A 23,638-nucleotide genomic window follows, 5' to 3' on the forward strand; every position below is an offset into this window, starting at 1 on the left:
ATCCGAAGACTTTTTTTAAGTACTAGGAGATATTAGGGATCACTTGCTGTTGATCGAGTGCGGAAATAAGTGGATTTCAATGTACCGGTTTCGTGGGATACCTACATGATCATACATTGAGAAGGGGAGAACCATGAAAACATGACAAACCTAATCGTACACGAAGTGGCTGACCTGAATGCAGCAGACCTTACCGAGATTTTGAGGGAAAGTACGGAGGAAGGACATAGACACATCAATCGTTTACTCCGAGAATACATAACAGGAACGAACAGGTTTGATCAAGAGTCTGAGGCGTTGTTCGAATGTCGAATGGATCATAGATTGATCGGGATATGCGGATTGAACAGAGATCCTTATGCTGAGGCGAACATTGGCAGGGTTCGAAGGCTCTATGTGTTGAAGGAATTCCGTGGACATGGCGTAGGGCGAAGACTGCTTGAAGCTGTCATTCATATGGCAAGCAGCCATTATAGTAAACTTGTATTAAAAACAGATAATCCCCAAGCTGGTGAATTCTATAAGCATTTAGGTTTTCGAGAGATTAGCAATAATGGCTTGGTCACACATGAACTCCAGTTTTGATCTAGTCTGTGAGATAAACCGCCCAGCATTAGAAAGCTGGAATTGTTGGTATCCCAACAGAAGCGTAACGGTTGGTGATTCTTTAGGAACGAAAAAAGAAGGTACTGACATCTTAAGTCGCCATAATGGCGACTTTTTCATCATCTGGGATGAAGACAGGGGATTTGCCAATACTCGCGGCGAAGAAGTAGAAGAATATATTCTGAAGCAATCATTTTAGGATCATGGAGGTTCACATGAGCGGAAGTCAGTTCATCATCACAGGGACATCGAAAGGAATAGGCGAGCAACTGGCCTGTATGCTTGTCGAGAACGGGAATGTCGTGTATGGCATAGCGAGGGGAACATCGGATCGGCTAAGCAGCTCTGCCAATTATAGACACATTGCGTACGATCTGAATGATACTTTGGGTCTTGAGAATGTAATGGACAGGCTATTTGAGTTGATTGACCCAGCCCATGCGGATATGATATGTCTCATTAATAATGCGTCGATGCTGGAACCGTTGAAGAGCATTGACTTGTGCGAACCGAAGGATATTCAGATGAACCTGCAGATCAGTCTGATCGCGCCAATGATCTTAACTTCCTCGTTTATCAAGAAAACGGAGGGGCTTTCCATTAGGAAGAAAATCATCAATATCTCGTCAGGATCAGGTGTTTATCCAGCACCCACCATGAGTGTGTATTGTACGGCGAAAGCCGGTATGAATATGTTTACGCAGAGTGTTGGAGCCGAGCAACGGAACCGACAGCACCCGGTAGAGATTATTGCGGTTAATCCCGGAATGGTGGAAACCGATATGCAGAGATTGGCCAGAGGCAAAAATGAGTCCGAATTTGACATGGCCCATGTCTTCGCGCAAGCGCACGAGTCTGGACAGCTGTTGTCTACGGAGGATATCGGGGTGCATCTGCTGCATATCATCGATAAAGAATTTGAACCTGGCCAGATTGTGAATTATAACGAGGTTTAAGGCGAAGGTGAAACAGTATATATAGGGTTTATCGAATAGAGAAACTAGTCATTCATAGGAGGGACATACTCGTGATCTATCATTTTAGCGAGGATTCGGATATTCAGAGATTTGAGCCCATGTGTGGAGGCTGGTGAGAAGACGAGTGAATCGGATATAGAGATGTTCTTCGGGATGTCAGGAACCCGCAGGATGATTGCGATCGAAGCGGGGTGGTACGAAAGGGTTAGAAGAGGGTACATTTGCCGTTATAGCTTTGATCCCGCTGATTTTGAATTATTTGATGCCAATGCAGGATATTATGTTGCCACGAACATAGTTGCCCCCATACATGTTGAACGGATGGATGATCTGGTGGCAAAGTGTGTACTGAATATATTGAAGAATTTAACTCGTAATGCAAGGCCGTATGCCTTGATTGAGAATGTGGTCACACATAAGGATTATAGAAGGCGAAGGCTTGGACGGAAGCTTCTGAATAAAGCCATTGAGATCTCACAGCAAAGAAATTGCTACAAAATGATTCCAGGACAAAATGATTCCAAAAATAATTCATGGTTACAATTGTAATGAAACGGCTGCCCGCTTGTTGAAATATGATGCCGGATACGTTACCATCATTGAACTAACAATTGTCGTAATCGGCCAGGTAAAGGAGTCGTGAATGCGATGACCAAGGTACTTGTAGTAGATGATGAAGTCAGTATATCAAGCGCTGTGGCTTATGCGCTGCGAAGAGAAGGATACACGGTTGAGACGGCAGGGGATGGGCAAGAAGCGCTTGAACGAGTGGAATCGTTCCATCCCGACGTGATGGTGCTGGATGTGATGATGCCAAGGCTTAGCGGATATGATGTTTGCCGGAAGCTTGAGAACCGGCAGCGTCCGGCCATCCTGTTATTGACCGTAAAGGACGATATTGTTGATAAAGTGCTGGGATTGGAGCTCGGCGCGGACGATTATATGACCAAACCCTTTGATATGCGGGAGATCATTGCCCGAGTGAAGGCGTTGTCACGAAGAAGCCGAACAGTTGAGAATGTTCAGCAGCCAGCCTCGCCACAGAATGAAATCCGAATTTCGGGGCTTGTCATTAACCTGTTAAACCGTACCGTGCATGCCGAAGGCAAGCTGCTGGAGCTGACTCCGAAGGAGTTTGATCTTATAGCTCTCCTGGCACGGAACCCGGAGCGGGTATACTCCAGGGAGGCTTTGCTGGAGCAGGTATGGGATATGGACTTTGCAGGCGGGACACGTACGGTAGATATCCACGTTCAGAGACTGCGTAAGAAACTCGGAGATCTGCATGACGTGATTCAGACCGTGTATGGCATCGGATACAAAAGCACGGAGAGTCCAGCATGAGTCTAAGAAAGGTGCGTTTCGGCTTGAAGTGGAAGGTCGCACTTCTTCTTGCCTTGCTGCTGATCTCAGTGCTCGTTGTTCTGAGCACATTGGTTCTTGCGGGCATACGAGAGGACCAGCGCGTCCGCCTGGAGCAATCCTTCGCTCATGAAGCAGAAGCGGCCAATCTTCGGGTTCATCAGGAGTTTCTGACGAATACGAATAATGAAATGCAGCCGGATGCCTTTATGGAAAGCGTGGGTCAACGGCTTGCAGTGGATCTTGGATCGCAGAGCGGCATGGCTGTCACCTTGTATAAGCTGGATGGTACATTCACGGGGACCTCGCTTCCATTTCAGCCCAAAATGGATGTGAAGGATGCGCTTGCCCACACGGAAGAAGGACGTTCGGCTTATATTACCGAGGGTGATCAACTGCTCTACCTTGCTCCGCTTCGCAATATGGACGAGCAGATCGGAACCATTCAATTCCATGCTTCGCTTGCGGAGCAGCATGCTTTCTATGAGCGAATCCGCAAGCTGTTTCTCGTAACCGGCATGTCAGTACTGGCTGCCGGCTTCCTGATCGGTTATCTGTATGTCTGGCGCCAGGTTCATGTCATCAGCAGATTGAATTTGGCTGCACAGCAAATCGGCGAGGGAGCCTATCTTAGCGAGCCGACGGTCAAGCGAAAGGATGAGCTTGGTGAGCTGGCGCAAGGTATTTTTGAGATGAGCGGGAGAATATCCTCCTCTGTGAGCCAGCTCACAGAGGAGAAGTTGAAGCTGCTTGATGCGATTGAACGGCTGCAAGAGCTGGAACAACAGCAGAAGCAGTTTATCGGGAATATCAGCCATGAGTTGAAGACGCCGCTCACTTCGATCCTTGCTTATGCAGATTTGCTTGATTTATATCGTGACGATCCTGAGCTTCTGGAAGAAGCGAGAACTCGGATTCGCAAGGAGGCCCAGCGTTTATACGGCCTGGTGGAGAAGGCGCTTCAGCTATCGTCCATGGATATTTATGAATTCGAAACCCATGCGGAATCCATAGAGCTGAAGCCGATCCTGGAGGAGGCGACAGCTCGTCTTCAGGCTAAGGCAGAGCAGAATAACATTACGATTCAATCCAATCTAACGGATGGCAAGGTATGGGCGGATCCGGATAATCTGATGCACATGATGCTGAATCTGCTGGATAACGGAATTAAATATAACAAGCCCGGTGGAACCGTTACGTTGACAAACGAGGTGCAGGGTCAACAAGGCGTTGATCGTATGGTGATTCGTGTCAGCGATACAGGAATCGGAATTCCGGATCATGCCAAAGAACGGATCTTCGATCCGTTTTATACAGTGAGCAGTGACCGATCTAGAGTTTATGGGGGGACTGGCCTGGGGTTATCGCTGGTACGCAGCCTGGCCGAGAAACAGCACGGCTCTGTACATTTAACGGAGACGGGACCGGGCGGCTCTACCTTTATAATTACCTTGCCGATGGATCGGCCGCGTCCAGAGGAGATTAGATCAGCAGAAGAAAGTCCAGACTTGGAATAAGGGTCTGGGCCTTTTTTGTATAGCAGCACATATGTTTACAAGTTCGTTACAAGCCCGATATGTTATCGATATATTCGCACTCTATACTGAGATCAACAGGGAAACATGAGGCATGCTAAGACATGGTGCTGCTGCCGAAGCTCCCTTTAGGGACCATTTGTAGGAGGAACCTGTTATGAAAAATGTAGTAGGAAAGCATTGTGCCCGATTATTGCCGGTTGTTGTTCTCGCCGCTGCGCTGTCTGCCTGCCAGTCCCAGGATCGGTTAACGATTGTGGAACCGGGCGGCAGCCATAACATTCAACCACCTGTCTCAAACGCAGGCAGCAATGCTTCGGAGGAGCGCAAGCTCACGGTAGTGGAAGGATCAACAGGGGGGACGAGTCGGGAATTGGTTGTGAATCAGACCCATCGAATCCCATCATCGAACATTGAGGCGTGGCTGTCCGAGAATGAAGTACGGGTTACCACCACCAAAATGGTGAAGGAAGCAACCGAAACGGAAGAACCGAAGTATGCTTATACCACGGAAGCCGTGAATGTAAGCACAGGCGAGCGCCGCGAGATCAAGAATCATGAAGAACAGCATCCAGGTGAACATTACGTCAAGGAAGATGCATCACCGGACGGTAAATACAGTTTCATTCAGAAGTGGAGGGATAAGTACACGGCGGACAATTATATGAAGGATTTGAGCACAGGCAAAAGTGTACTGGTGAAGGGTGACAATTATATGGAGGTGGGGGGTTGGCTCAATTCCGATACCTATGTCCTTGCAGCAGGCTCCATGAGCGGCAAAGGGGAGATTCGTCTTATTTCCACGGACGGTTCATATGAGACCATTTCAATCGAAGATGAGGATGTTGAATCGTATAACCAATTTGGGGCTAGTAAAGGCCGGATATATTATACGGATGTGAACCAAGTGCTTAAGGTTGTTGAACCGGGACAGTCGAAGCCTGTGAGACTCATTGAAAACGTATGGAGCTTTGAAATATCGCCGGACAGCGAATACATCGCCGTCTCTACCGCCACGAAAACGGACGGAGAACAAGGCAGCGAGCTGTTAATTTATGACGCGGCTGGTCGTCTGCAAGGCACGCTTATCGGAAAAGGCGATATGATCTCTTATTTATCCTGGTCGCCGGATTCCTCCAAATTAGCCTTCGACGTCTATTCTGAGAATGAGAGCGGAATGAACGGTGTGTATGTTTTTGATACGGCTTCCGGGAAGGTAAGCTGGATGGCGCCCTATTATTCCTCGGTTCATCCTGCCGCCCATCCTCAATATCCTCTGAATTGGAGTCCGACAGGAAAAAGACTGGGAATTACGATTGAGGATAAGGAAGCTTTAATTGCGACTCACGTCATCGATTTTAAATAAAAATATCGCATATAACCATTTTATGGATGAACGATCAACCATTTACTTATCGGCTTGAAATGTCGGTGAGACTACGAGAGGAATGAAGAGAATGAAACAGCTGAGAAAATCAATGGTGGCAGTTGCCGTATTAGGTATGACATTAACGGGAGCAGTCGGCGTATATGCAGGAGCGAACCTGGAGAAAATCTCGGCTTACCTGAATCATAGCATTGGCATCAAAGTCGAAGGTACAGCCTATAACACAGGTGGGAAGCTGACCCCTATCACCTATAAAAACACTACGTATCTCCCTGTTCGCGCGATTGCGGACGTGCTGAATGTTCCTGTTCAGTACGATGCGAAGAATAACCAAGTGCTGATCGGAAGCCATTCAGGAAACGGACAGACGTCCGAGCTCACCACAGTGAAATACAGCGACGCCCAGTTAAAAGAAATCAAAAGCGCATTCGCTAAATTCGATGGTTTCACAACACCCTATACTCCTAATCAGATGATCCAAGGGGATGTGTACCAAAAGACAGGGGCATCGGAAGATGGAGTCAATATGGTATTTAAACATATGACGGTCTATATCTCCCCAAGAGACTACTCTCACGGGTATGACAGCACACCCGTAACACTGTCCAACGGAACCAAAGCTAAATGGTATACGCCGGATGATACGGCTATGCTGGGATTCCAATTCCATGATCGCTTCGTAACGATCAGCTCACCGGATCATTCCTTAAGCAAAGCACAGCTGGAAAAGGTGGCTGTAAGTGTCGCTCAAGTGAAGTAATATATAGAGACTATAGAAGAGATATGAATGAGAGATTGAAAAAGGTTGAACAGCGGTTCATACAAAGAAGCAAGCAGGATCCTGCTTGCTTTTTCATTGTACTAGAATAAGTCCTCAGAGATATTTCCTGGGCAATCTATTCTGGTAAACGATGGGATTTCATGGAGCGAATAGTTCAAATAGAGTTTTCAAACACGTTGCAATAACAGGTATCCGCTAATGTTGGATGTTCTTTTGCGGAATACGATTTTGAATCCTACATCATTATCCAGCAAGCAGGCCAAGGCTGTGCTTAATAACGCATTCGGTGTCAAATCTGCTCTGCAAGGTGAAGAGCTGCCGATTACGCGCGCAGCAAGAATTCTGCGAGGAGAGCCAACAACGAGAGGGTTTCTTGACCAGTTGATTAATACAAGATCCGGCTGGGGAACAGCATTGACAGAAGCCATATGAATCACCTCTTCACTATAGTAGAATCACTATAGTAAATGATAAAGTGATCCGATATGTGCTAAATAAAAGGCGGAGCGGTTTATATAACCTGCCATTTGGGACGGGAAGACTTTATCTAAATCCGTTTAATCCCACATAAACTCGGGATCTGTATGGTATTATTTGGATGGGTGTGTTATAGAAGGAATTTGTGGGTGAGTGAGGGAGTATGACATGATTAGACTGCAACCTGTTAACCAGGAGAATTGGACGGAATGCATTAAACTGAAAGCGAAACCGGAGCAGGAAAGCTTTATTGCTTCCAATCTGTATTCGATTGCCCAGTTCCAATTCCTTAAGAATTTTGAGGCGATGGCTATTTACAATGATCAGACGATGGTCGGTTTTGCAATGTACGGCTTGGATTCGGATGACGGAAACTACTGGATTTATCGATACATGATAGATGGGCATCATCAAGGGAAGGGGTACGGCAAAGAGGCTTTGCGGTTCATAATTGAAGAAATCCGCAACAAACCTGATCGGACGAATGTCCTCATGCTGAGTTTTGACCCGAAGAACGAACAGGCAAGACAGCTGTACGTGAAAGCAGGTTTTGAGGAGATCGGGGTTATGCCGTGGTCTGCAGGAGAATCTGTAGCCAAACTTAATTTATAATTCGAGAGGTAACCTGAGGGAGACTGATGTACCAGGATGCAAACAACGAATCGCTGCAGCTGTTTTCTAATAGGAAAGGGAGTGTTAGCTGTATACAACAGCTGCACTCCCTTTGTATTGAGCTAATGATAGATTGGGCTCTTATTCCAATAATTTGGTGAAGTCCTGTAAGGTATCGGCATAATAATACTGAACTTCAATGCTATTATTATCGTTGGTGGCTTTTTGACCCTTGCTCCGAATGATTGGAAAGAATTCTGCATAGTGTGCGCCATTCAGGGATATTCGAACAGGCTGTTTAGGATTGCTCAATTGTTCGTAAGTGTAATAGGAAGGCTCCCCGTTTATGTTGATCTGCAAGTCGAGTTTCTCTGAAGCGTTCATGGCGAGATAGAACTCCGAGGCGCCATCGGGATTCATCAGAGCAAAATCAGAAACCGGACTTACTCCGTGTCCCGATCGCGATCCTGCATACATGTAGACTTTTGTTCCGTTCGGAATGAGATCGTCCTGCGACGGTGCCTTAATATAGCTGGCGCCTTCATAGTAGTTGTATATGCGATGCAGAATGACCGAGGTTTCGGCTAAGGTCACCTTTTGATTTGGACGAAAATATCCTTTTGCGTCGGGCTTCATGATGCCAGCCTCGGCAAAACCGAGCAGGGCATAGGCTTTGACGTAATCAAGGTCCGAAGCTAGCGAAGGCCCCCATTTTTTGTCTTGCAGCAACCCAATTTCAGGCGCTAACGGCTGATAAGCATACTTCCATTTTTCATATTGGTTGTAGGAATTGAAATATCTCTTGGGGATATCCTTAAACGAACGAAGTCTGGCAATATCTTCACCCTCCGGTAGTACCAGTGCGTAACCGATATCTTTAAAGAGCGCATTCAGCGTAATCAACAGGTCCCAGCGTGTTAACACTTTCTCCGGCTGGTAAGTGAATGTTTCATTGTGATAATTTATTTTGTCGGCTGCTTCAATTAGCCCGCTAGACATGCTGCCGTAAACATCCTTGAAAATGGGATAGGACGAGTGTCCATTGGGCACGCCCGGAATGTTGACTTTCTTGTCGCTGGGAACCCGGAACTCGGGAAACAGCCGATGAACCATAAGTGTAAGATCGGTCTTGGTCACCATCTTGCCTAATGTTTGGGTTCGATACTCCATATTCTCAAATACCCCTTGAGACCTAAGAAAATCAACGGATTTCTCGGCCCAGGCATATTTGGATGTGCTGGATTCCGCTGCACTTGCCATAGACGTCATGCATAGTGATAGAATAAGAGTTAAAGCGAATAATCGGCGCCACCTTTTTAACAACATGATTGCCTCCTGTATGTCTCTATGTATTGGTTTTATATTCCACTATTGTAGACGACAAATTATGACAATATCAATTGTTTTTTATTACGAAAGACCTATTCAGGGATTTTTAATAGAAGAGTGGCCGTTGACTTTATCATTCAAAATGGTAATATTTTAAGTCATTAGATCAAGTGAGTATTTCTGCTTATTCATATAACAACAGGATTCTGCTATCTTTAAATAGGATTGCATCTGATGACGGAGGAGGGAACGCATGGGAATAGATTGGTACGACATGATCGCACGCCGGAACGGTGGATACCAAGGAAGAGCGAAATACACGGTGGTCGGAAGGTCGGCTGAGGACGTGTACGAGGAGCGATTGGTAGAGATGCTGCCAACATTTCGTTCGGTGCTGGATGCAGGCTGCGGACATGGTGAATTCACGCTCAAGATGTCCAGACATGCAGAGCAAATCACAGGTTTTGACAACTCCGCGGAGATGATTCGAATATCCCAATCCCTACTGGAATCCAGCGGAATCGGTAATGTTGAATTTGTGTATGCCACCACGAAGGCGGAGCTGCCTTTTCATGATGGCCAGTTTGATTTCATCTATGATCGGCGGGGTCCAACCTCCATCCTGGAGCATCCGCGAATTCTGTGTTCTGGCGGAACCATCTTCGGCATACATACTGATGTGACTGACGTGAGAAGACGATTGTCCGAGAATGGCTACGTTGATGTAACGATCGAAGAATTTAATGAAGCGGTAACTTACTTCCCGAGTGGGGTTGAATTTGCATTAAATTTGTCGGATACGCCTGGTAATCCCGATTTCACCTTGCCGGAACGAAAGGGTGAGCTTGAAGCCAAGATACGGGAGAATCAGATCGATGGGCGGCTGGGGATCCGTGAGCTCAAATATATATGGAAGGCAACGAAGGCATGAAACAAAGATCTTTTATCATACCTGATAAGGAGTGATTGGATATGGATCATGATTTCAACCGACAATGGCTGATTACGAAGTTCGACAACATCCGCAGCCGTACGCTCAAAGTGCTGGTGCAGTTGAACGATGAGCAAGTCAATTGGAGGCCAAGACCTTCAAGTTTAAGCATATCTACGCTGATCAGGCATATCGATGGCAATATGAAGGAGCGAGTAACGAAGGGGATTCTGCATCAAGACGTTATGCGGAACCGGGAGGAAGAATTGACCCAGACGTTTGTAAGCCGGGATGATTTGATCCAAATCGTGAAGAACCGGTTCCAGTTCCTTATAGACACAGTAAGCTCCATGTCGAATGACGATTTTGAACAGGTTCAATCGGTAAGGGGGACGGAGAGAACGAATCTGGATATTCTGCATCAATGCGCCACGCATTACTCGGAGCATATGGGTCAAATTTTTTATATCGCCAAACAGTGTTTAGAGGTCCAATATAAATCCACATCGATTTAGTATGAAAGCCCCCCTTAGCTGGTGTGTATGTCCAGCTGTTTAGGGGGACTTTTGAATTGAGAAATATTCAACTAAGAAAAAATGAGATCAATCCAGCGCAGGGGTTACGCTGGCCTTCAGCTCATTCCCGCTGGTGGTCCAGTTCACATGGGCTCCAAATAGAACGGGAATACTCCGGATCGGAATCAGGGTGACGCCGTCCTTCATCATTGCGGCATCGCTGTTGTAGACCGCCTTGCCATCCATTTCAAAGATAGCCTGCCCGATCGGGATCGTCACAGTCTTGCCGTCGGCTGAAGCAAGGGCGGCATATTTCTTAGGGTCCCACTTCACTTCATATCCCAAACCCTCAGCCACCGAGCGAAGGGGAACGTAGAACTCGTCATTAATGATGGAGGAAGGCAGGGTGGAACCATGGATGGCGATGGAGAGCTTGAGATTGTTGATGAAATGCCTCTTATGGATGAGGGCGTGTATTCCCTTCGTTTTGTCCACGACCTGAGAGACCTCGTAGTCCGTGGCGGCACTCATGTAAGCATAGGCGGTTGCGCGATCCATTCCAAGCTTCTCATTCAGGAAACCAAGCGCTTCACGTACCGCTTCCTTCATGGCCTCATCCAGATCTGCGTCAAGACCGACGGGAATCCAGTAATCCTCGGTTTCGGCAAAAGGCTGCTTGAGCTCGGTTCGCGGAAGGGAGGGGTCTCCCGGCTTCAGCACAGTCAATCGGAAGGTACCGCGAAGGGAGGCCTCCATCGCAGTCAATGCGACTTCGCCGTCTCCTTGTGCAAAGTGAGGGTCTCCGGTATAGAAGAGTCCGCCTTTAACCTGGATCGGCAGATACAGGGTCGAGCCGACACCGAGCTCGTTGATATCGATATTCCCTCCCGTTTCGATCGGCGGGACACTGCTTACTTTTTCGCTGGTATCTGGCGCCACGCCCATAAGGCCCATGAAAGGTTTAAGGGGAAAGCGCACCTGGCCGCCCTTTTCAATGGGAAGCACGCCATAGAGCTTGCCGTTGATTTCTTCTACCGGTGTAAATTTGGATATATTTTGATATAACTCGGGATTCGCCGCGTTTGCTCCTTCCTTGCGCCCCTCATTCTCTGGATATTCACCGGGAAGTGCGCCCTTGTAATGCCGATTGGAAATGACGCCATAGGGAACTCGTGGAGTAAGAGACAGCACTTCAACCTTCAATACGTCACCAGGCTCAGCCCCCTGAATGTCGATGGGCCCCGTTACCACATGCGGACCATCTGCATCGAAATCATGCGGAAGGTCAGATGCGGCAATCGCTTTAGCATCATTAAGCACCTGATCCGGCCGGATACCGAATGAAGCAAAATACTTCTCCGGATCCCGTCCTTGGTCTTCGAGAATTCCCTCATGGGATAATGTATCAAAAGTGATGGTACTGCCGGAGGAGACAGTCAGGATGGATTGGCTGTCCCGATTCGGAAGAAACCCCCAGCTGATGTTCTCCAGGGAACTGGGAACGTAATAATCCGCTTTGATCTGATCTTTGCTAACGGATTGCAGGATAGGAAACGACGTATTCCCTGCGGCATGTGCAGGTACAGCTGTCAACAAAGTGAGGCTGCATAAAGCAACAGTTAGTGATCTACGCGTTGTTGTTCTCATTAATGGCATATTATCTCCCCTAACTCGTATGTATAATATCAATCTAGCAGCATTATACATCGGAATTATGAGAATTAACAATATATATGTAATATATTATAACATTAATAGGATGAATTAATTACATAGAACTAAATGGTATAAATTGAATTACCTAAGAAAACCTTCCATACCCCTTGTGATACGGAAGGTTCATGGAAGGTTTGAGTGATCTTCATAATCATTTTAAGGCTGACCAGGCGAAGGGGCTTGGTGAGTCTCCTTTTTCTGCATGATGCTGGTAAGCGGCAGAGGCTCCAGGTAGGTGATCGATTCGTTGACGCCGGCATCCAGCTGCCCGTTATTGAATTGCACTCCGACGAGATGCGTACCCGAAGGGGATGAAATACCTAACGAGCGTCCACTGGTGGAGGTGCCGTTCAATCCCTGATTGTTGCCCGGCGTGAAGACGGCAAGCAGCTGAGAAGGCGAGAGGTCGTTCTCATTCGCGTTATACTTGGCAAGGAACTGCTCCCTGCTCAGGTCATAACAGCAAGGCTGCTTCTTGATCCAGATGACCTTGGTTTCGTTGGGACGAATGATGGTGTCCGTGCTGTATCGGTCCTTTGCAATCGTCCAGCGGTTGGACTTCGATTTGTCGAATGGAAGAGCAGGGTCGTAATAATAGTAGATTTGGTACCCTTCCAGATCGATCTCCCGGTCATGGGGATTGTAAATCTCCACATAATTATAATTGCCTTGATCGCTGGAGTTAGCCACGACTTCCGTGATGTGCAGGGCGGTGGTCAAAGGGAGCTTGGGTACTGTTTCCTCCGTGGTTTTGTTGGTCTTCTGCAGCGTGCCCGTGATCATGATCGGATAATGGTCGCTTGGGTATTGCCCCTCCTCATTGTAATTAATAATCTCGCTGTGCAGGACATTCCATCCCGTGCTATGCAGAATCCAGTCAATCCGGTTACCGCTGCCGCCACCCGTAGGGTCCTTGTAATTATGGAAGGTCCCCAGGTCATCGTTAGTATGCTTCTTGGCGGTGATGTGTCCATCCGACAGCCCATTGCTTGTAAAAATAGAATACGTATCGCTTCCCGGAACGGTATTGAAATCGCCCGTCATAACCACGGGGATATCTGGTGCAAAGCCCTTCATTTTATCGATAATGAGCGCTGCGCTCTTCTGCCGGCAAACCTCGGATTGATGATCCAGATGCGTGTTTACCATATAAAAGGTTTTGCCGTTCCTCAGGTCCTGGAAGCGGACCCAGGTTACCATGCGCGGGATCTGATTTCCCCAGCTTGCAGAGCTGATGATCTGCGGGGTGTCCGACAGCCAAAAGTGCGACTGCTCCAAAGGCTTAAGCCGATCCATTTTATAAAAAACAGCCATATATTCTCCGAACTCCCCGCCTTCGCGGCCAACTCCGATTCGGCCATATCCCGGGAGGTCGTTCTCCAAATCAACGATTTGGCGGTGAAGGCCTTCCTGAGTTCCGATGACATCCGGTTGATTCTCTAATATCAAGTTCCTCATGACCGGTCGCCGGTTCTCCCATGGCTGATGATCATTCGCAGCATAGCGCAGGTTAAAACTCATGATCCGCAGTGGACCTGATGAAGTTTCAGCAGTGCCTGCCGGCTCACTGGCAGCGGAGAGAGACGTTGTTGTCAGAAATGTAAGCATCATGAACAGGCTGGTGATTTTGGGAATTCTCATAAGGGTTCCTCCTTTGTCATGTGCGAGACTTGTAAATCTTCTAAAAATTAGATGTATCCTGCTGTCCTCCCTTCCTGATTTGCCCATATCATAACCTATTTCTGGCAGGCAGCGTATTTACAATATTTTAGGTTTTTGCTTTGGTTTTGGATGTTCGTGGAGGAAATGGGTGAGCGTATACGGAATATATGGAGGAATCGAGGTGATAAGATTTGAAGTCATTGAATTACAGCACATTGATCAGTTCTTTGATTATCGGAATATCCATCGTTGCCGCCAGTTTCATCCTTCAGGGTGCTGAGGATTTAAAGTATGTGCCTGCCGTTACAGAAGGAGCTGATTCTGTGCAAACCGATCCTCCGTTAATGACTCTTGAACAAACAGCGGAGTTCTTGAACCTTACCGAGTATCAGGTGAAGAGCATCATTTCATCCGACAATGCGCTAAGAGAGCAGGGAGCATCAGAAGGTATGCCTTTTCCTTATATAGTAGTACAAAACGAAATGTACGTTAGCAAGCTGGGACTTATCTCATGGCTTGATGAGGCAACGCGGAACAGACGAAGATTTGAATAGAATCTTGCAAGTGCCTGAGGTCAATAAACTAAAGTTAAGCCGAGAGTAATAATCGACTCAACCGGAGGTTGAATATCAGGAACCGGCGTTCTACTGCTGCGTTATACTTTTTGGTTAAAGATTGGTTTATATTAGATGCATCTCATGGAGAACGAGGTGATCTTGGATTCATGAATCAGGCAAACAACGTGATGGGCAACAATATCGTCAGGCTGCGAAAACAGCTTGGTATGACACAGGAGCAATTGGCTAATGGGCTGGGTGTCAGTTATCAAGCGGTAAGTAAATGGGAGAATGGGCAAACTTGCCCGGACATCATCCATATACCACTGCTGGCAGATGTATTTGGAACCACGATTGACGAGATATTTGGCAGATCCGTACATCCTATCGATTTACGAAGCGGCCTTGTTCTGGAATATTTGTTCGACGGTGATGTGCGGGATACCAGCGGGGAGGGGCGTCATGGACGGCTGGAGGGCGGGGAGTATGGTCCCGACCGCTTCGGCAGGAAGGGTGGAGCTTTAACGCTGAACGGCAGAAGTGACTATGTTCAAATGGATAAACCGCCAATGCTATCGAAGGATGCTTTCTCTATATCAGTATGGTGTTATTATGACGCACATCAGGTGCTGCGGGGGTGGCATAGCGCGATTGTCTCTCAAGACGGTCACCATCAGAACCGGGCGTTACAGCTCAGCACGAAGGATGAATACATTACGTTCCATGGTTTCCTGCGGGAGCCGGACCTGATGATGAATGCCAGGATTGTGAAGGAACACTGGTATCATGTGGTCCTGATCTATGAGGACTCCCGTTACCAAATGTATGTGAATGGCCAACACACAGCCGAACGATCAGGCAGCTTCACACCTTATCCTGACGAACCCATGTATGTGGGCAGAAAATCTACCGATGAACCTTACTTCTTTTTTCAGGGGCGCTTGGACGATCTGCGGATCTATAATCGTGCCATCGGGGAGCGTGAGGTTGAAGCACTCTATGTTGAGAATGGTTATAAACCTGTTCCTTTACATCATAATGAAACGTCGACCGACCCAATTCCTGTGCTGGATCGTCTGGATGACATCCGTATGATCTTCACGAAGGATACCATCGGGCTGGCGGCGGATTGGTATACTCGGTATTTAGGCTTCAAGATATTAATGCAGGATGAGGGCTTCTATATGTTGACGCTCTACAACAGTCCCAATCTGTTATTAGAGAGCGTGGACGAAACAAGAGAATTGGAATTAACGACGGCGGCTTCATTTATATTCAGAACCAATCGGGATATCGAAGAGCTGCATTCCTATCTGTCCACGGCCGGAGCAAGAATGGAACAGATTCGGGACGAGGGTTTTGCGTGGTTTTTGGATTTTAGGGACCCCTTTGGACGCGAATGGATGATTATGAGGGAGAAGAGTGGATAACGTCAGGGTGGGGCTTTATTTTAGAACATGTGTAAAGGGAGGGGACTATGACGAAGAAGGGTATCGTACTTGTGGTAAGCATTACTCTTTTTCAAGAAGATCAGGTGTTGATCATCCAGGAGAACAAACCCGTGGTACAGGATAAATGGAGCTTTCCGGGAGGGCGGATCGAGCCAGGGGAAGATATTGTTGAGGCAGCTATAAGAGAAGCGAAGGAAGAGACAGGTTATGATGTCAAATTGACAAGTACGACAGGCGTGTATCATTTTCTCAGCAGTTTGAATCATTATGTGGTTATGTTTCATTTTACAGGAGAAGTGGCGTGCGTCACTCGCTTGCCCTGTTTAACCCGCCTTTGATTCTAACTTCCGGGTAAGTGCATATTCATATGTCTTAACTTGTTGCGTTGGTCAATGTTGTTCAGAAAACGTTGGGAGGATGTATAAAAGTGGATGCCATCCGTTATCCGATTGGTCCGTTTACACCTCAGGAAGAACCCACCAAGGAAGAAAGGCAGCAGTTCATTGGGCAGATTCCTGCTATCGTACCGACCCTTCGGCAAATCATTATGAACCTGACTCCGTCCGAACTGGATGCTTCTTATCGGGAGGGCGGGTGGAGCATTCGGCAGATTATTCACCATTTGGCGGATAATGATATGAACGCTTATTTGCGTTTTAAACGCGCACTGACCGAGGATGAACCCATGGCGAGTTCATACCGGGAGGATTTATGGGCGGAGCTGAGTGATTACAGCGAGGTTCCCATTGAGAACTCGCTTACGCTGCTGGAAACACTTCATTTCCGTTTTTTAATTTTGCTCAAGGAATTAAAGCCTGAGGATTTCCAAAGAACCATGAGAACCCAAGTGCTTGGTAGCATTACCCTTGATATCGCGCTGCAGCGATTCGTATGGCATAACCGCCATCACATCGCCCAGATTACATCTATATCGAAGCGTGAAATGCGTAGTTTGTTAGAGGAGCGACGGCCATGACTGGAGGTCGGAATATGCATATGGTGGAATTGTGTTTGATCTGGATAATAAAGTCCGTAAGAATTGGGGTTAATACATAGCTTGGAGGTGCACAACGTATCGCAGATCATAGAAAGTACGTCTGGAATTCGCATGCCGCCGTTCTAGGGTTGGTCGTAGGAATATATGTTGTGATTTACGCCGCAGTTGTTATCCGGTTAATCTATCATTATCATATTGCGTTATCTTTTGTATCGGTATCGTGGGTGTCCTTACCCGTACTGCTGCTGTTGTTCATTCTGTATCGGATATCCAGAACAACATGGAGCATGTTACTGAAGCAGCATTATGCGTCTACCGTCATAATCGGTGTGCTGCTCCTATTTTTCTCAATCTACGCCTTAAGTTACAACCTGTCGTCGCAGCGTTTTGATTACAATCGATGGGTGGGTTATCCTGAGCAGCGTGCGCTGATGGTGAACGATTTTCTACAGGAGCATAACCTCGTGGGCTTAACCCCGGCGGAAGTGATGGATCTCCTCGGTGCCAGCGATAGTGCCAATCGGGCTGACGATGATGATGATACAGTGGTGTATGATCTTGGCGCATTGCGTAGGATGGATTACAAGAGTGAGAAGCTCTTCATCTATTTGAATGAACGTGGTTATGTAAAGAGTTACGAGATCGTAACGAGGTAGGGGGAAAGCGGGGTGTCTATGACAATAAAAGCGATAGGGAGCACGGAGCGGCTTGCAAGCCATATGGTGTTCAAGAGATAGGGAACCATGGGATGACACTCTTGAAGCCAAGCCATATAAGACGATACATAAGCTGGAGGAATTGATCAGCATCTACACCCATCACCATGAACAACAAGAATAGCGATAAATCGTTAGTTAAGTTCAATTTCATGGAGGTGGACAGGGATTGCGACCGCGTTATAAAACCGAGAATGGACAACGGCTCATCTATGAATCCTATGATCGATTATTGGCAGGCTTGTCGGTTCCCCTAGAACAACAGAACATTCCTACGACATACGGCATCACTCACATTATAACGGCAGGCTCATCGGAGAATCCTCCCCTGCTGCTCTTGCATGGGACGGGAGATAACGCAGCCATGATGTGGGTCTATAACATGGAAGAGCTGTCCCAAACCTTCTATGTCATTGCAATTGACAACATCGGCGGTTCAGGGAAAAGCGAACCGAATGACAATTACAGTCAGCCATTTGATCAGGCGAAATGGCTGGACGAAATCCTTGAGGCATTGCGGATCAACTCCGTATATATTGCAGGAGTATCCTATGGAGCTTATCTCGCTTATCATTATGCCCTTATGCGACCGGATCGTGTTGAAAAAATCGTATGCATGGCCGGCAGCATTGCCGGGAGCCAGCTAGAGGTTATGAGCAAAATGATGAAAGCTTTTCTACCGGAGGCCAGAACGAAATGCGCGGAAATTGCTGCGAAAGCTGTGCGGACCGCAGGTCGCTCCATTCGAGGAACATCCCGAGCTTATGCAGCACTGGATCTATCTGCTCAAGTTCTTCAACAATGCATCCATGAGGCATCATAAGATTACGATTTTCCCTGCGGAAGACTTTCGTGTGATCCGGCATAAGGCCCTATTTCTCATTGGCGACCAAGACATGCTGAGCAACTACCCCAAGGCCATCCACCGATTGATTGATTATGGCATGATTTATCGGATCGTGAAGGATGCGGGACATGCCATCAATCATGAGCAGCCGGAGATTATTCATCGGGCAATCCAACAATTTCTGTCTGGGCAACAACGATACACAAAACACCATGTAGGAGAGAGAAGAGGGACAATAATTTAACAGGACTAACACTATTCTGACAGGAGTTGAGCACGTTATGGCGATTGATGATATATACAACAAACAGGCTGAGGCCTATGAGATCATGGTTAGCAGACAGCCCGATTTATCTGGTGTGATCCATGGAATCAGATCATACGAGGGATTGGACGTGCTGGATCTGGGAGCAGGATCAGGACGATTGTCCATACCGCTTGTTTCTGACGTCAGCTCCTTGATTTGTACTGACATCTCGCAGCCGATGCTGGATATTTTGGATGACAAGTTTATTCACCTTCACCATACGCGCAATTGGACTACGGTGGTTGCCGATCATCGCAGCTTGCCGCTTGCTTCATCGAGCGTGGACCTGGTGGTGTCGGGCTGGAGCATCAGTTATCTGGCTCATTCAAACCAAGAGAACTGCAGTCAGAATCTGGAGCAGGTGATGGCTGAGCTGCAGCGTGTCTTGAGGCCGGGCGGGACGATAATCATTCTGGAGACGATGGGAACCGGCACAGATACGCCGAACCCTCCTGACTTCCTAGTGGATTATTATGCACAATTAGAGCGTACATATGGATTTAACCATCGTTGGATCCGGATGGACTATGTGTTTGATACGGTGGAAGAGGCGCAGCAGTGCACAGGGTTCTTTTTCGGAGAGGAGTTATCAGATAAAATTCAGGCAAACCAATGGTCAACCGTGCCGGAGTGTGCGGGGGTATGGTGGAAGCATGTTTAAGGTTTGGAGGACATGAGCTTGCATTCTTTAACTTCATCGTGAGAATTGGAAGCAGCCCCCGAGGGGGGGGCTTGTTCCTTATTTAAGAAGGATGTGGATCACTCACATGATATCGTCCTTTGGGTACTACCAGAGGCGATCCCGAGACGGGGTCCGAGATCACCGTGCAATTAAGCCCGAAAATGTCTTTGACCAGCGTGCTAGTAATAACCTCGGTTGGCGTACCTTCAGCGACAAGCTTTCCTGTATCCAGCGCAAAAATATGGTCTGCATAACGCGCGGACAAGTTGATATCATGAAGCACCATGACAATTGTTGTTCCGTGTTTTCGGTTTAGATCGGTGAGCAGGTCCAGAATCTCGACTTGATACGTGATATCCAAAAAGGTTGTCGGTTCATCGAGAAACAAGATATCGGTTTGCTGCGCCAGAGCCATGGCAATCCAGACGCGCTGTCGTTGACCGCCTGAAAGCTCGTCAATATTATGGTTGGCAAACTCGGTTATATTCATAATGGTCATCGCTTCGGCAACAGCCTCGTGATCCTTCTTGGTCCATCCGCTCAGCAGCGATTGGTGCGGAAACCTTCCTCGTCCAACCAAATCCGCTACAGAGATCCCTTCCGGAACGATGGGGGACTGCGGCAGCAATCCTACCACTCGGGCCAATTGTTTGGCCGGGATTTTGCTGATGGGCTTGCCGTCCAGAGTAACGCTCCCCGATATGGGCTTGATAAGCCTGGCCAATGTTTTAAGCAGCGTAGACTTCCCGCAGCCATTGGATCCAATAATAACGCTTATTTTGTTGCTCGGGATAAGCAGGTCTACACCGTGAATAACTGCTTTATTATCATAGCCCGCTACGATTTGCTCGCCTTGAAAAATAGGTGTCGGTTTCATTATAATTCCCCCTTTCGATTCATTCGGATTAACAGGAAGATCAGATAAGGCGCTCCGAGTAATCCGGTAATGATGCCTACGGGGAATCTGTACTCAAAAGCAAACTGTCCGATTAGATCTGCCGCCAGGACTAGATTAACGCCAACAAGGCCTGCCGGAAGGGCGTTCGAGGAGCCGGCGCCCACGAGTCTTTTGGCGATTGGTCCCGCCAGGAAGGAGACAAAGGCGATCGGACCCGTGGTAGCGGTAGCAATGGCAACCATGCAGACGGAACTCACAATAAGCACAATTCGGGTCTTGTCCGTGTCTACCCCGAGAGAGGAAGCCGTTTGTTCTCCAAGCTCCAATATGCTTAGATGTTTGCTCAGCATTATGACGATTGGCGAACAGATGATCACCGTAATAACCAGAGGCGGCAGCTCTTGCAATTGGGAGCCGTTGAGGCTGCCCGTGAGCCATCGGAGCGCTGAGGGAACATCTTTCTCGGAACTAACCAATAGAAGGTAAGAGATGACAGCGTCAAGCATAGCCTGGATGCCGATTCCGATCAGAATTAACCGTCCGATGGAGAATACCTTGCCTCTGGAGAGTACATAAATGAATAATACTGTGGCCAGGCCCGCAATGACCGCAGCCAGGGAAACGACAGCTCCGTTTGCATGAAGGATTACGATGCAAAAAACAGCTGCAGCGCTTGAGCCTGACGTAATCCCGATGACATTGGGGTTCGCCAGGGGATTCCGCAGCATGGTCTGGAACGTGAACCCGGCAACGCCGAAGGCAAACCCGGCAAAAAGCCCCGCCAGCATTCTCGGTAGACGTATGGTACTCACGGCAAAAGAAACACCTTTGATTTGTTCTCCCGAAAGCGCTCGGATTACATCTTGAATCGGATAGATGGTGTTCCCGAGTAATAGCATGGCACTGCACAGCAAACATGCAAGCACAGCAAGGAGACTGGTAACAAGTATCCAGCGGCGGCGTCTTTGACGTCGGCCCGCCATAATAAATTCCATAGAATGATTTGTCATAATGAACGCACTTTCGATCGCATCGCTAGCATGATTAAGATGGGAGCTCCTATAAACGCTGTAACTACACCCACTTCAAGTTCTCCCGGGTTGCCGATGAGCCGGCCGCCGACGTCGGATACCGTTAGAATGATCGCTCCGGCGATGGCTGACATCGGTATAACAAAACGTAAATCAGGCCCAAGAATAAGGCGTACGACGTGAGTGGATAACAAGCCGATAAAACCGATAGGTCCAGCCAGAGCGGTAGCCGCACCGCACAACAGAACGCCAGCAAGCGCTGCAATAAAACGCAGGGTTCCTGTTCGTACGCCGAGTCCTGTCGCAACATCGTCTCCCAGCGCCAGCGCGTTTAATGCCGGGGCGGTCATAAATGCGATAATTACACCCACAATCAGAAACGGGATGAAGGTGCCAATCGCACTCCAGGTTGCCGAGCCAACGCTTCCCACTTGCCAGAACCTGAATTGGTCCATGACGTAAGAGCGTGGAATCATGATGGCTGTAACCAGGGAAGATAGAGCAGCGCTTACGGCGGCACCGGCCAGCACAAGCTTAATGGGCGTGGCTCCGCCACGCCCCATCGAGCCGATTCCGAATACAAACACTGCAGTAATCGCAGCCCCGGCTAAAGCCAGCCATATATATTGACTCGCGCTGGTGATGTTCAAGAACGCGATGCCGCACACCACAAACAGGGATGCGCCTGTATTTACGCCCAATATACTGGGGTCGGCAAGCGGGTTGCGGGTGACTGCCTGCATAAGGGCTCCGGAAACGCCCAGAGCCGCCCCGCAAAACAAACTGAAAACGGTTCGGGAAACCCGTTTGCGGACAATGTTTGCCCCGAAGGAATCCACGTCCGGGCGAAATAAGCCGTCAATCAGCTCATCAAATCTCACGGGCCGAGAGCCAAACGCCAGTGAAGCTACCACGCTTGCACCCAGCAGGATAACACACATGACCAGAACCCATGTAAAATGCTTCGGGGTATTTGAGCGCAGCGTATTGTTGTTCGGAATCGATGAACTATTCATTTATCTTGTCAATAGCTCCGCCGATTAATTTCAGGTAATCATCGATGGTATAAGAGATCGACAGCGGATTTGGCGTTCCGGCAGCTACCAATGGTGTGTCGCTCTCAATAAACGCAACAGAACCTCTCTTGATTGCAGGGATTTTACCAAGCAGCGGATCGGCCTGAATGGCTTTCAACAGCTCGTCATTGCCATATCCAACGATTAGATCTGCATCTTTAAGGGCCTCAGCATTCTCTCCGCTTAAATTCAAGGAGTAGCTGTTCGGGTCCGTAATCTGTTTCGTGATGCTCTCAGGATAAACCATCCCGAGCTCATGCAGGAAAGATACGCGAGAATCCACGGGTGTGTATATATGTAGTTTAGACATATCTTCAGCGGAGAAGTTAACCCATACGACTTTTTTGTCTTTAATCTGAGGATAGGCGCTTAATTTTTCTTTAATCATGTCCTCGGTGTCCTTAATGAGCTGTTCGCCTTCGGCTTCCATACCCATACCCATTGCGTTATAAGTGACTTGCTCACGCCACGTGGTTGCCCAAGGAGCGGTTGGATAAGCTACAACCGGAGCGATTTTGCTAAGAAGATCGTATTCTTCCTGGGTTATGCCGGAGTAAGCGGCAAGAATAACATCGGGGTTGGAGTCCGAAATAGCTTCAAAATCAAGACCGTCCGTATCCTGGAATACATTCGGGTCCTTGACGCCGAGCTCTTCGAGCTTCTTCGCAGTCCAAGGCAGAAGTCCGCTGTCATCCTGAACGCCGAAGTTCGCTGCCGAGAAACCTACAGGAACAACGCCAAGAGCGAGAACGACGTCGTGATTGGCCCATTGAACGGTAGTGATGCGTTCAGGCTTGCTCTCAATAACCGTTTCTCCAAGAGCATGTTTGATGGTAAGTGGATATTGAGTCTCTGTATCTGAGGAAGCGGGTGTTTCCGTACTTGGTGTTTCGGTGCTTGCTGAATTCGTCGCGGCCGAATCAGTTGCAGGTGTTGAGCTGGATTCCGGGCTGGAACAGCCCACTAATGCTACTGTAAGCACGAGCAGAAGTATTAGTGCTTGTAGTAAAAATTTACGGTTTGCCATCATTGAAATAACCCTTCCTTATTATGATCTGAGTTTGTAAATCGTCTATCTTGGAAAAGATGTATTCGCTTTCTGCTCCGGAGATCAAAATCGTAACTTTCGGGCCCTTGACAGTCATGATAATGATTATCATTTTCATCTTAATATATAGTCTCTTTT

Annotated in this window: 26 protein-coding genes and 1 pseudogene; 20 read left to right on the forward strand and 7 right to left on the reverse strand. The window is 47.8% G+C overall.

All coding sequences use genetic code 11. The features are described from left to right. The first annotated feature begins 141 nt into the window (after nucleotides 1–141). The 10 genes from PGL02S_RS04890 to PGL02S_RS04935 all read left to right on the forward strand — a co-directional run bounded on the left by PGL02S_RS04890 (nucleotide 142) and on the right by PGL02S_RS04935 (nucleotide 7,737). A complete protein-coding gene (locus PGL02S_RS04890; RefSeq protein ID WP_036641723.1) occupies nucleotides 142–585 on the forward strand; it encodes a GNAT family N-acetyltransferase in 444 nt (147 codons plus the stop codon). After that, on the forward strand, nucleotides 569–805 hold the full coding sequence (locus PGL02S_RS04895) for a hypothetical protein (RefSeq protein WP_155984618.1): 237 nt from the start codon (nucleotides 569–571) through the stop codon (nucleotides 803–805). Before PGL02S_RS04890 ends, PGL02S_RS04895 begins: the two co-directional genes overlap by 17 nt. A gap of 16 nt (nucleotides 806–821) precedes the next feature. Further along, nucleotides 822–1,562, forward strand: coding sequence for an SDR family NAD(P)-dependent oxidoreductase (locus PGL02S_RS04900; protein WP_051449261.1), 741 nt, complete (start codon nucleotides 822–824; stop codon nucleotides 1,560–1,562). A gap of 123 nt (nucleotides 1,563–1,685) precedes the next feature. Then, nucleotides 1,686–2,132, forward strand: coding sequence for a DUF6886 family protein (locus PGL02S_RS28675; RefSeq protein ID WP_244892296.1), 447 nt, complete (start codon nucleotides 1,686–1,688; stop codon nucleotides 2,130–2,132). A gap of 99 nt (nucleotides 2,133–2,231) precedes the next feature. Beyond that, nucleotides 2,232–2,927 carry a response regulator transcription factor gene (locus PGL02S_RS04910; RefSeq protein WP_006211593.1) on the forward strand — a complete coding sequence of 232 codons (696 nt, stop codon included), beginning with the start codon at nucleotides 2,232–2,234 and terminating at the stop codon, nucleotides 2,925–2,927. After that, on the forward strand, nucleotides 2,924–4,462 hold the full coding sequence (locus PGL02S_RS04915; protein WP_036641725.1) for a sensor histidine kinase: 1,539 nt from the start codon (nucleotides 2,924–2,926) through the stop codon (nucleotides 4,460–4,462). The genes PGL02S_RS04910 and PGL02S_RS04915 overlap by 4 nt, the downstream gene beginning before the upstream one ends. Nucleotides 4,463–4,637: 175 nt before the next feature. Beyond that, nucleotides 4,638–5,846 (forward strand): WD40 repeat domain-containing protein, encoded by a 1,209-nt coding sequence (locus PGL02S_RS04920; RefSeq protein ID WP_036641726.1) that lies wholly within the window; start codon nucleotides 4,638–4,640, stop codon nucleotides 5,844–5,846. Between the two features lie 91 nt (nucleotides 5,847–5,937). Beyond that, nucleotides 5,938–6,627 carry a stalk domain-containing protein gene (locus PGL02S_RS04925; protein ID WP_036641729.1) on the forward strand — a complete coding sequence of 230 codons (690 nt, stop codon included), beginning with the start codon at nucleotides 5,938–5,940 and terminating at the stop codon, nucleotides 6,625–6,627. 219 nt (nucleotides 6,628–6,846) lie between these two features. Continuing rightward, nucleotides 6,847–7,080 carry a hypothetical protein gene (locus tag PGL02S_RS28075; protein ID WP_006211589.1) on the forward strand — a complete coding sequence of 78 codons (234 nt, stop codon included), beginning with the start codon at nucleotides 6,847–6,849 and terminating at the stop codon, nucleotides 7,078–7,080. Between the two features lie 213 nt (nucleotides 7,081–7,293). Beyond that, the gene (locus tag PGL02S_RS04935) at nucleotides 7,294–7,737 is read left to right on the forward strand and encodes a GNAT family N-acetyltransferase (protein WP_036641730.1); all 444 of its coding nucleotides are present in this window, start codon (nucleotides 7,294–7,296) and stop codon (nucleotides 7,735–7,737) included. A 141-nt stretch (nucleotides 7,738–7,878) separates the two neighbouring features. Here PGL02S_RS04935 and PGL02S_RS04940 read toward each other — a convergent pair whose 3' ends face one another. Beyond that, nucleotides 7,879–9,063 (reverse strand): S-layer homology domain-containing protein, encoded by a 1,185-nt coding sequence (locus tag PGL02S_RS04940; protein WP_036641731.1) that lies wholly within the window; start codon nucleotides 9,061–9,063, stop codon nucleotides 7,879–7,881. 256 nt (nucleotides 9,064–9,319) lie between these two features. On the opposite strand from PGL02S_RS04940, the gene PGL02S_RS04945 reads away from it, so the two are divergent. After that, nucleotides 9,320–9,997, forward strand: coding sequence for a class I SAM-dependent methyltransferase (locus PGL02S_RS04945; protein ID WP_036641732.1), 678 nt, complete (start codon nucleotides 9,320–9,322; stop codon nucleotides 9,995–9,997). Between the two features lie 41 nt (nucleotides 9,998–10,038). Then, on the forward strand, nucleotides 10,039–10,512 hold the full coding sequence (locus PGL02S_RS04950) for a DinB family protein (protein ID WP_006211583.1): 474 nt from the start codon (nucleotides 10,039–10,041) through the stop codon (nucleotides 10,510–10,512). An 87-nt stretch (nucleotides 10,513–10,599) separates the two neighbouring features. Here PGL02S_RS04950 and PGL02S_RS04955 read toward each other — a convergent pair whose 3' ends face one another. Both PGL02S_RS04955 and PGL02S_RS04960 read right to left on the reverse strand, forming a co-directional pair. Beyond that, on the reverse strand, nucleotides 10,600–12,159 hold the full coding sequence (locus PGL02S_RS04955) for an acetamidase/formamidase family protein (protein ID WP_086936501.1): 1,560 nt from the start codon (nucleotides 12,157–12,159) through the stop codon (nucleotides 10,600–10,602). 225 nt (nucleotides 12,160–12,384) lie between these two features. Next, complete coding sequence (locus PGL02S_RS04960) at nucleotides 12,385–13,869, reverse strand: endonuclease/exonuclease/phosphatase family protein (protein ID WP_036641735.1); 1,485 nt, start codon at nucleotides 13,867–13,869, stop codon at nucleotides 12,385–12,387. 212 nt (nucleotides 13,870–14,081) lie between these two features. On the opposite strand from PGL02S_RS04960, the gene PGL02S_RS04965 reads away from it, so the two are divergent. The 8 genes and pseudogenes from PGL02S_RS04965 (at nucleotide 14,082) to PGL02S_RS04995 (ending at nucleotide 19,426) form a co-directional block, all read left to right on the forward strand. Next, complete coding sequence (locus PGL02S_RS04965; protein ID WP_036641736.1) at nucleotides 14,082–14,444, forward strand: hypothetical protein; 363 nt, start codon at nucleotides 14,082–14,084, stop codon at nucleotides 14,442–14,444. 170 nt (nucleotides 14,445–14,614) lie between these two features. Beyond that, complete coding sequence (locus tag PGL02S_RS04970; protein ID WP_036641738.1) at nucleotides 14,615–15,877, forward strand: LamG-like jellyroll fold domain-containing protein; 1,263 nt, start codon at nucleotides 14,615–14,617, stop codon at nucleotides 15,875–15,877. 47 nt (nucleotides 15,878–15,924) lie between these two features. Beyond that, a pseudogene (locus tag PGL02S_RS04975) lies at nucleotides 15,925–16,197 on the forward strand (NUDIX hydrolase); the annotation flags it as partial. 128 nt (nucleotides 16,198–16,325) lie between these two features. After that, on the forward strand, nucleotides 16,326–16,874 hold the full coding sequence (locus PGL02S_RS04980; RefSeq protein WP_036641740.1) for a YfiT family bacillithiol transferase: 549 nt from the start codon (nucleotides 16,326–16,328) through the stop codon (nucleotides 16,872–16,874). Nucleotides 16,875–17,044: 170 nt separating this feature from the next. Further along, a complete protein-coding gene (locus PGL02S_RS04985) occupies nucleotides 17,045–17,551 on the forward strand; it encodes a hypothetical protein (RefSeq protein WP_036641742.1) in 507 nt (168 codons plus the stop codon). Between the two features lie 229 nt (nucleotides 17,552–17,780). Further along, on the forward strand, nucleotides 17,781–18,434 hold the full coding sequence (locus PGL02S_RS04990; protein WP_051449262.1) for an alpha/beta fold hydrolase: 654 nt from the start codon (nucleotides 17,781–17,783) through the stop codon (nucleotides 18,432–18,434). Next, on the forward strand, nucleotides 18,421–18,702 hold the full coding sequence (locus PGL02S_RS28680; RefSeq protein WP_051449263.1) for an alpha/beta fold hydrolase: 282 nt from the start codon (nucleotides 18,421–18,423) through the stop codon (nucleotides 18,700–18,702). The genes PGL02S_RS04990 and PGL02S_RS28680 overlap by 14 nt, the downstream gene beginning before the upstream one ends. A gap of 37 nt (nucleotides 18,703–18,739) precedes the next feature. Continuing rightward, entirely contained in the window at nucleotides 18,740–19,426 is a 687-nt protein-coding gene (locus PGL02S_RS04995) for a class I SAM-dependent methyltransferase (protein ID WP_063455945.1), read from the forward strand. Nucleotides 19,427–19,508: 82 nt separating this feature from the next. Here PGL02S_RS04995 and PGL02S_RS05000 read toward each other — a convergent pair whose 3' ends face one another. The 4 genes from PGL02S_RS05000 to PGL02S_RS05015 are packed head-to-tail and all read right to left on the reverse strand — an operon-like array spanning nucleotide 19,509 to nucleotide 23,482. Then, entirely contained in the window at nucleotides 19,509–20,324 is an 816-nt protein-coding gene (locus PGL02S_RS05000) for an ABC transporter ATP-binding protein (RefSeq protein WP_036641744.1), read from the reverse strand. After that, nucleotides 20,324–21,355, reverse strand: a complete 1,032-nt coding sequence (locus PGL02S_RS05005; RefSeq protein ID WP_036641745.1) for a FecCD family ABC transporter permease — start codon at nucleotides 21,353–21,355, stop codon at nucleotides 20,324–20,326. The genes PGL02S_RS05000 and PGL02S_RS05005 overlap by 1 nt, the downstream gene beginning before the upstream one ends. Continuing rightward, nucleotides 21,352–22,392, reverse strand: coding sequence for a FecCD family ABC transporter permease (locus PGL02S_RS05010; protein ID WP_036641746.1), 1,041 nt, complete (start codon nucleotides 22,390–22,392; stop codon nucleotides 21,352–21,354). Before PGL02S_RS05010 ends, PGL02S_RS05005 begins: the two co-directional genes overlap by 4 nt. Beyond that, nucleotides 22,385–23,482: an iron-siderophore ABC transporter substrate-binding protein gene (locus tag PGL02S_RS05015; RefSeq protein ID WP_036641747.1), complete on the reverse strand. Its 1,098-nt coding sequence runs from the start codon at nucleotides 23,480–23,482 to the stop codon at nucleotides 22,385–22,387. Before PGL02S_RS05015 ends, PGL02S_RS05010 begins: the two co-directional genes overlap by 8 nt. Between the last annotated feature and the right edge of the window lie 156 nt (nucleotides 23,483–23,638).

Source organism: Paenibacillus glucanolyticus NBRC 15330 (assembly GCF_004000885.1).
Classification (GTDB): domain Bacteria; phylum Bacillota; class Bacilli; order Paenibacillales; family Paenibacillaceae; genus Paenibacillus_AQ; species Paenibacillus_AQ glucanolyticus.

Coding starts and splice junctions, on each gene's coding strand:
- PGL02S_RS04890 (WP_036641723.1), top strand. CDS start 142: ATGACAAACCTAATCGTACACGAAGTGGCTGACCTGAATGCAGCAGAC.
- PGL02S_RS04895 (WP_155984618.1), top strand. CDS start 569: ATGAACTCCAGTTTTGATCTAGTCTGTGAGATAAACCGCCCAGCATTA.
- PGL02S_RS04900 (WP_051449261.1), top strand. CDS start 822: ATGAGCGGAAGTCAGTTCATCATCACAGGGACATCGAAAGGAATAGGC.
- PGL02S_RS04910 (WP_006211593.1), top strand. CDS start 2,232: ATGACCAAGGTACTTGTAGTAGATGATGAAGTCAGTATATCAAGCGCT.
- PGL02S_RS04915 (WP_036641725.1), top strand. CDS start 2,924: ATGAGTCTAAGAAAGGTGCGTTTCGGCTTGAAGTGGAAGGTCGCACTT.
- PGL02S_RS04920 (WP_036641726.1), top strand. CDS start 4,638: ATGAAAAATGTAGTAGGAAAGCATTGTGCCCGATTATTGCCGGTTGTT.
- PGL02S_RS04925 (WP_036641729.1), top strand. CDS start 5,938: ATGAAACAGCTGAGAAAATCAATGGTGGCAGTTGCCGTATTAGGTATG.
- PGL02S_RS28075 (WP_006211589.1), top strand. CDS start 6,847: ATGTTGGATGTTCTTTTGCGGAATACGATTTTGAATCCTACATCATTA.
- PGL02S_RS04935 (WP_036641730.1), top strand. CDS start 7,294: ATGATTAGACTGCAACCTGTTAACCAGGAGAATTGGACGGAATGCATT.
- PGL02S_RS04940 (WP_036641731.1), bottom strand. CDS start 9,063: ATGTTGTTAAAAAGGTGGCGCCGATTATTCGCTTTAACTCTTATTCTA.
- PGL02S_RS04945 (WP_036641732.1), top strand. CDS start 9,320: ATGGGAATAGATTGGTACGACATGATCGCACGCCGGAACGGTGGATAC.
- PGL02S_RS04950 (WP_006211583.1), top strand. CDS start 10,039: ATGGATCATGATTTCAACCGACAATGGCTGATTACGAAGTTCGACAAC.
- PGL02S_RS04955 (WP_086936501.1), bottom strand. CDS start 12,159: ATGAGAACAACAACGCGTAGATCACTAACTGTTGCTTTATGCAGCCTC.
- PGL02S_RS04960 (WP_036641735.1), bottom strand. CDS start 13,869: ATGAGAATTCCCAAAATCACCAGCCTGTTCATGATGCTTACATTTCTG.
- PGL02S_RS04970 (WP_036641738.1), top strand. CDS start 14,615: ATGAATCAGGCAAACAACGTGATGGGCAACAATATCGTCAGGCTGCGA.
- PGL02S_RS28680 (WP_051449263.1), top strand. CDS start 18,421: ATGAGGCATCATAAGATTACGATTTTCCCTGCGGAAGACTTTCGTGTG.
- PGL02S_RS04995 (WP_063455945.1), top strand. CDS start 18,740: ATGGCGATTGATGATATATACAACAAACAGGCTGAGGCCTATGAGATC.
- PGL02S_RS05000 (WP_036641744.1), bottom strand. CDS start 20,324: ATGAAACCGACACCTATTTTTCAAGGCGAGCAAATCGTAGCGGGCTAT.
- PGL02S_RS05005 (WP_036641745.1), bottom strand. CDS start 21,355: ATGACAAATCATTCTATGGAATTTATTATGGCGGGCCGACGTCAAAGA.
- PGL02S_RS05010 (WP_036641746.1), bottom strand. CDS start 22,392: ATGAATAGTTCATCGATTCCGAACAACAATACGCTGCGCTCAAATACC.
- PGL02S_RS05015 (WP_036641747.1), bottom strand. CDS start 23,482: ATGATGGCAAACCGTAAATTTTTACTACAAGCACTAATACTTCTGCTC.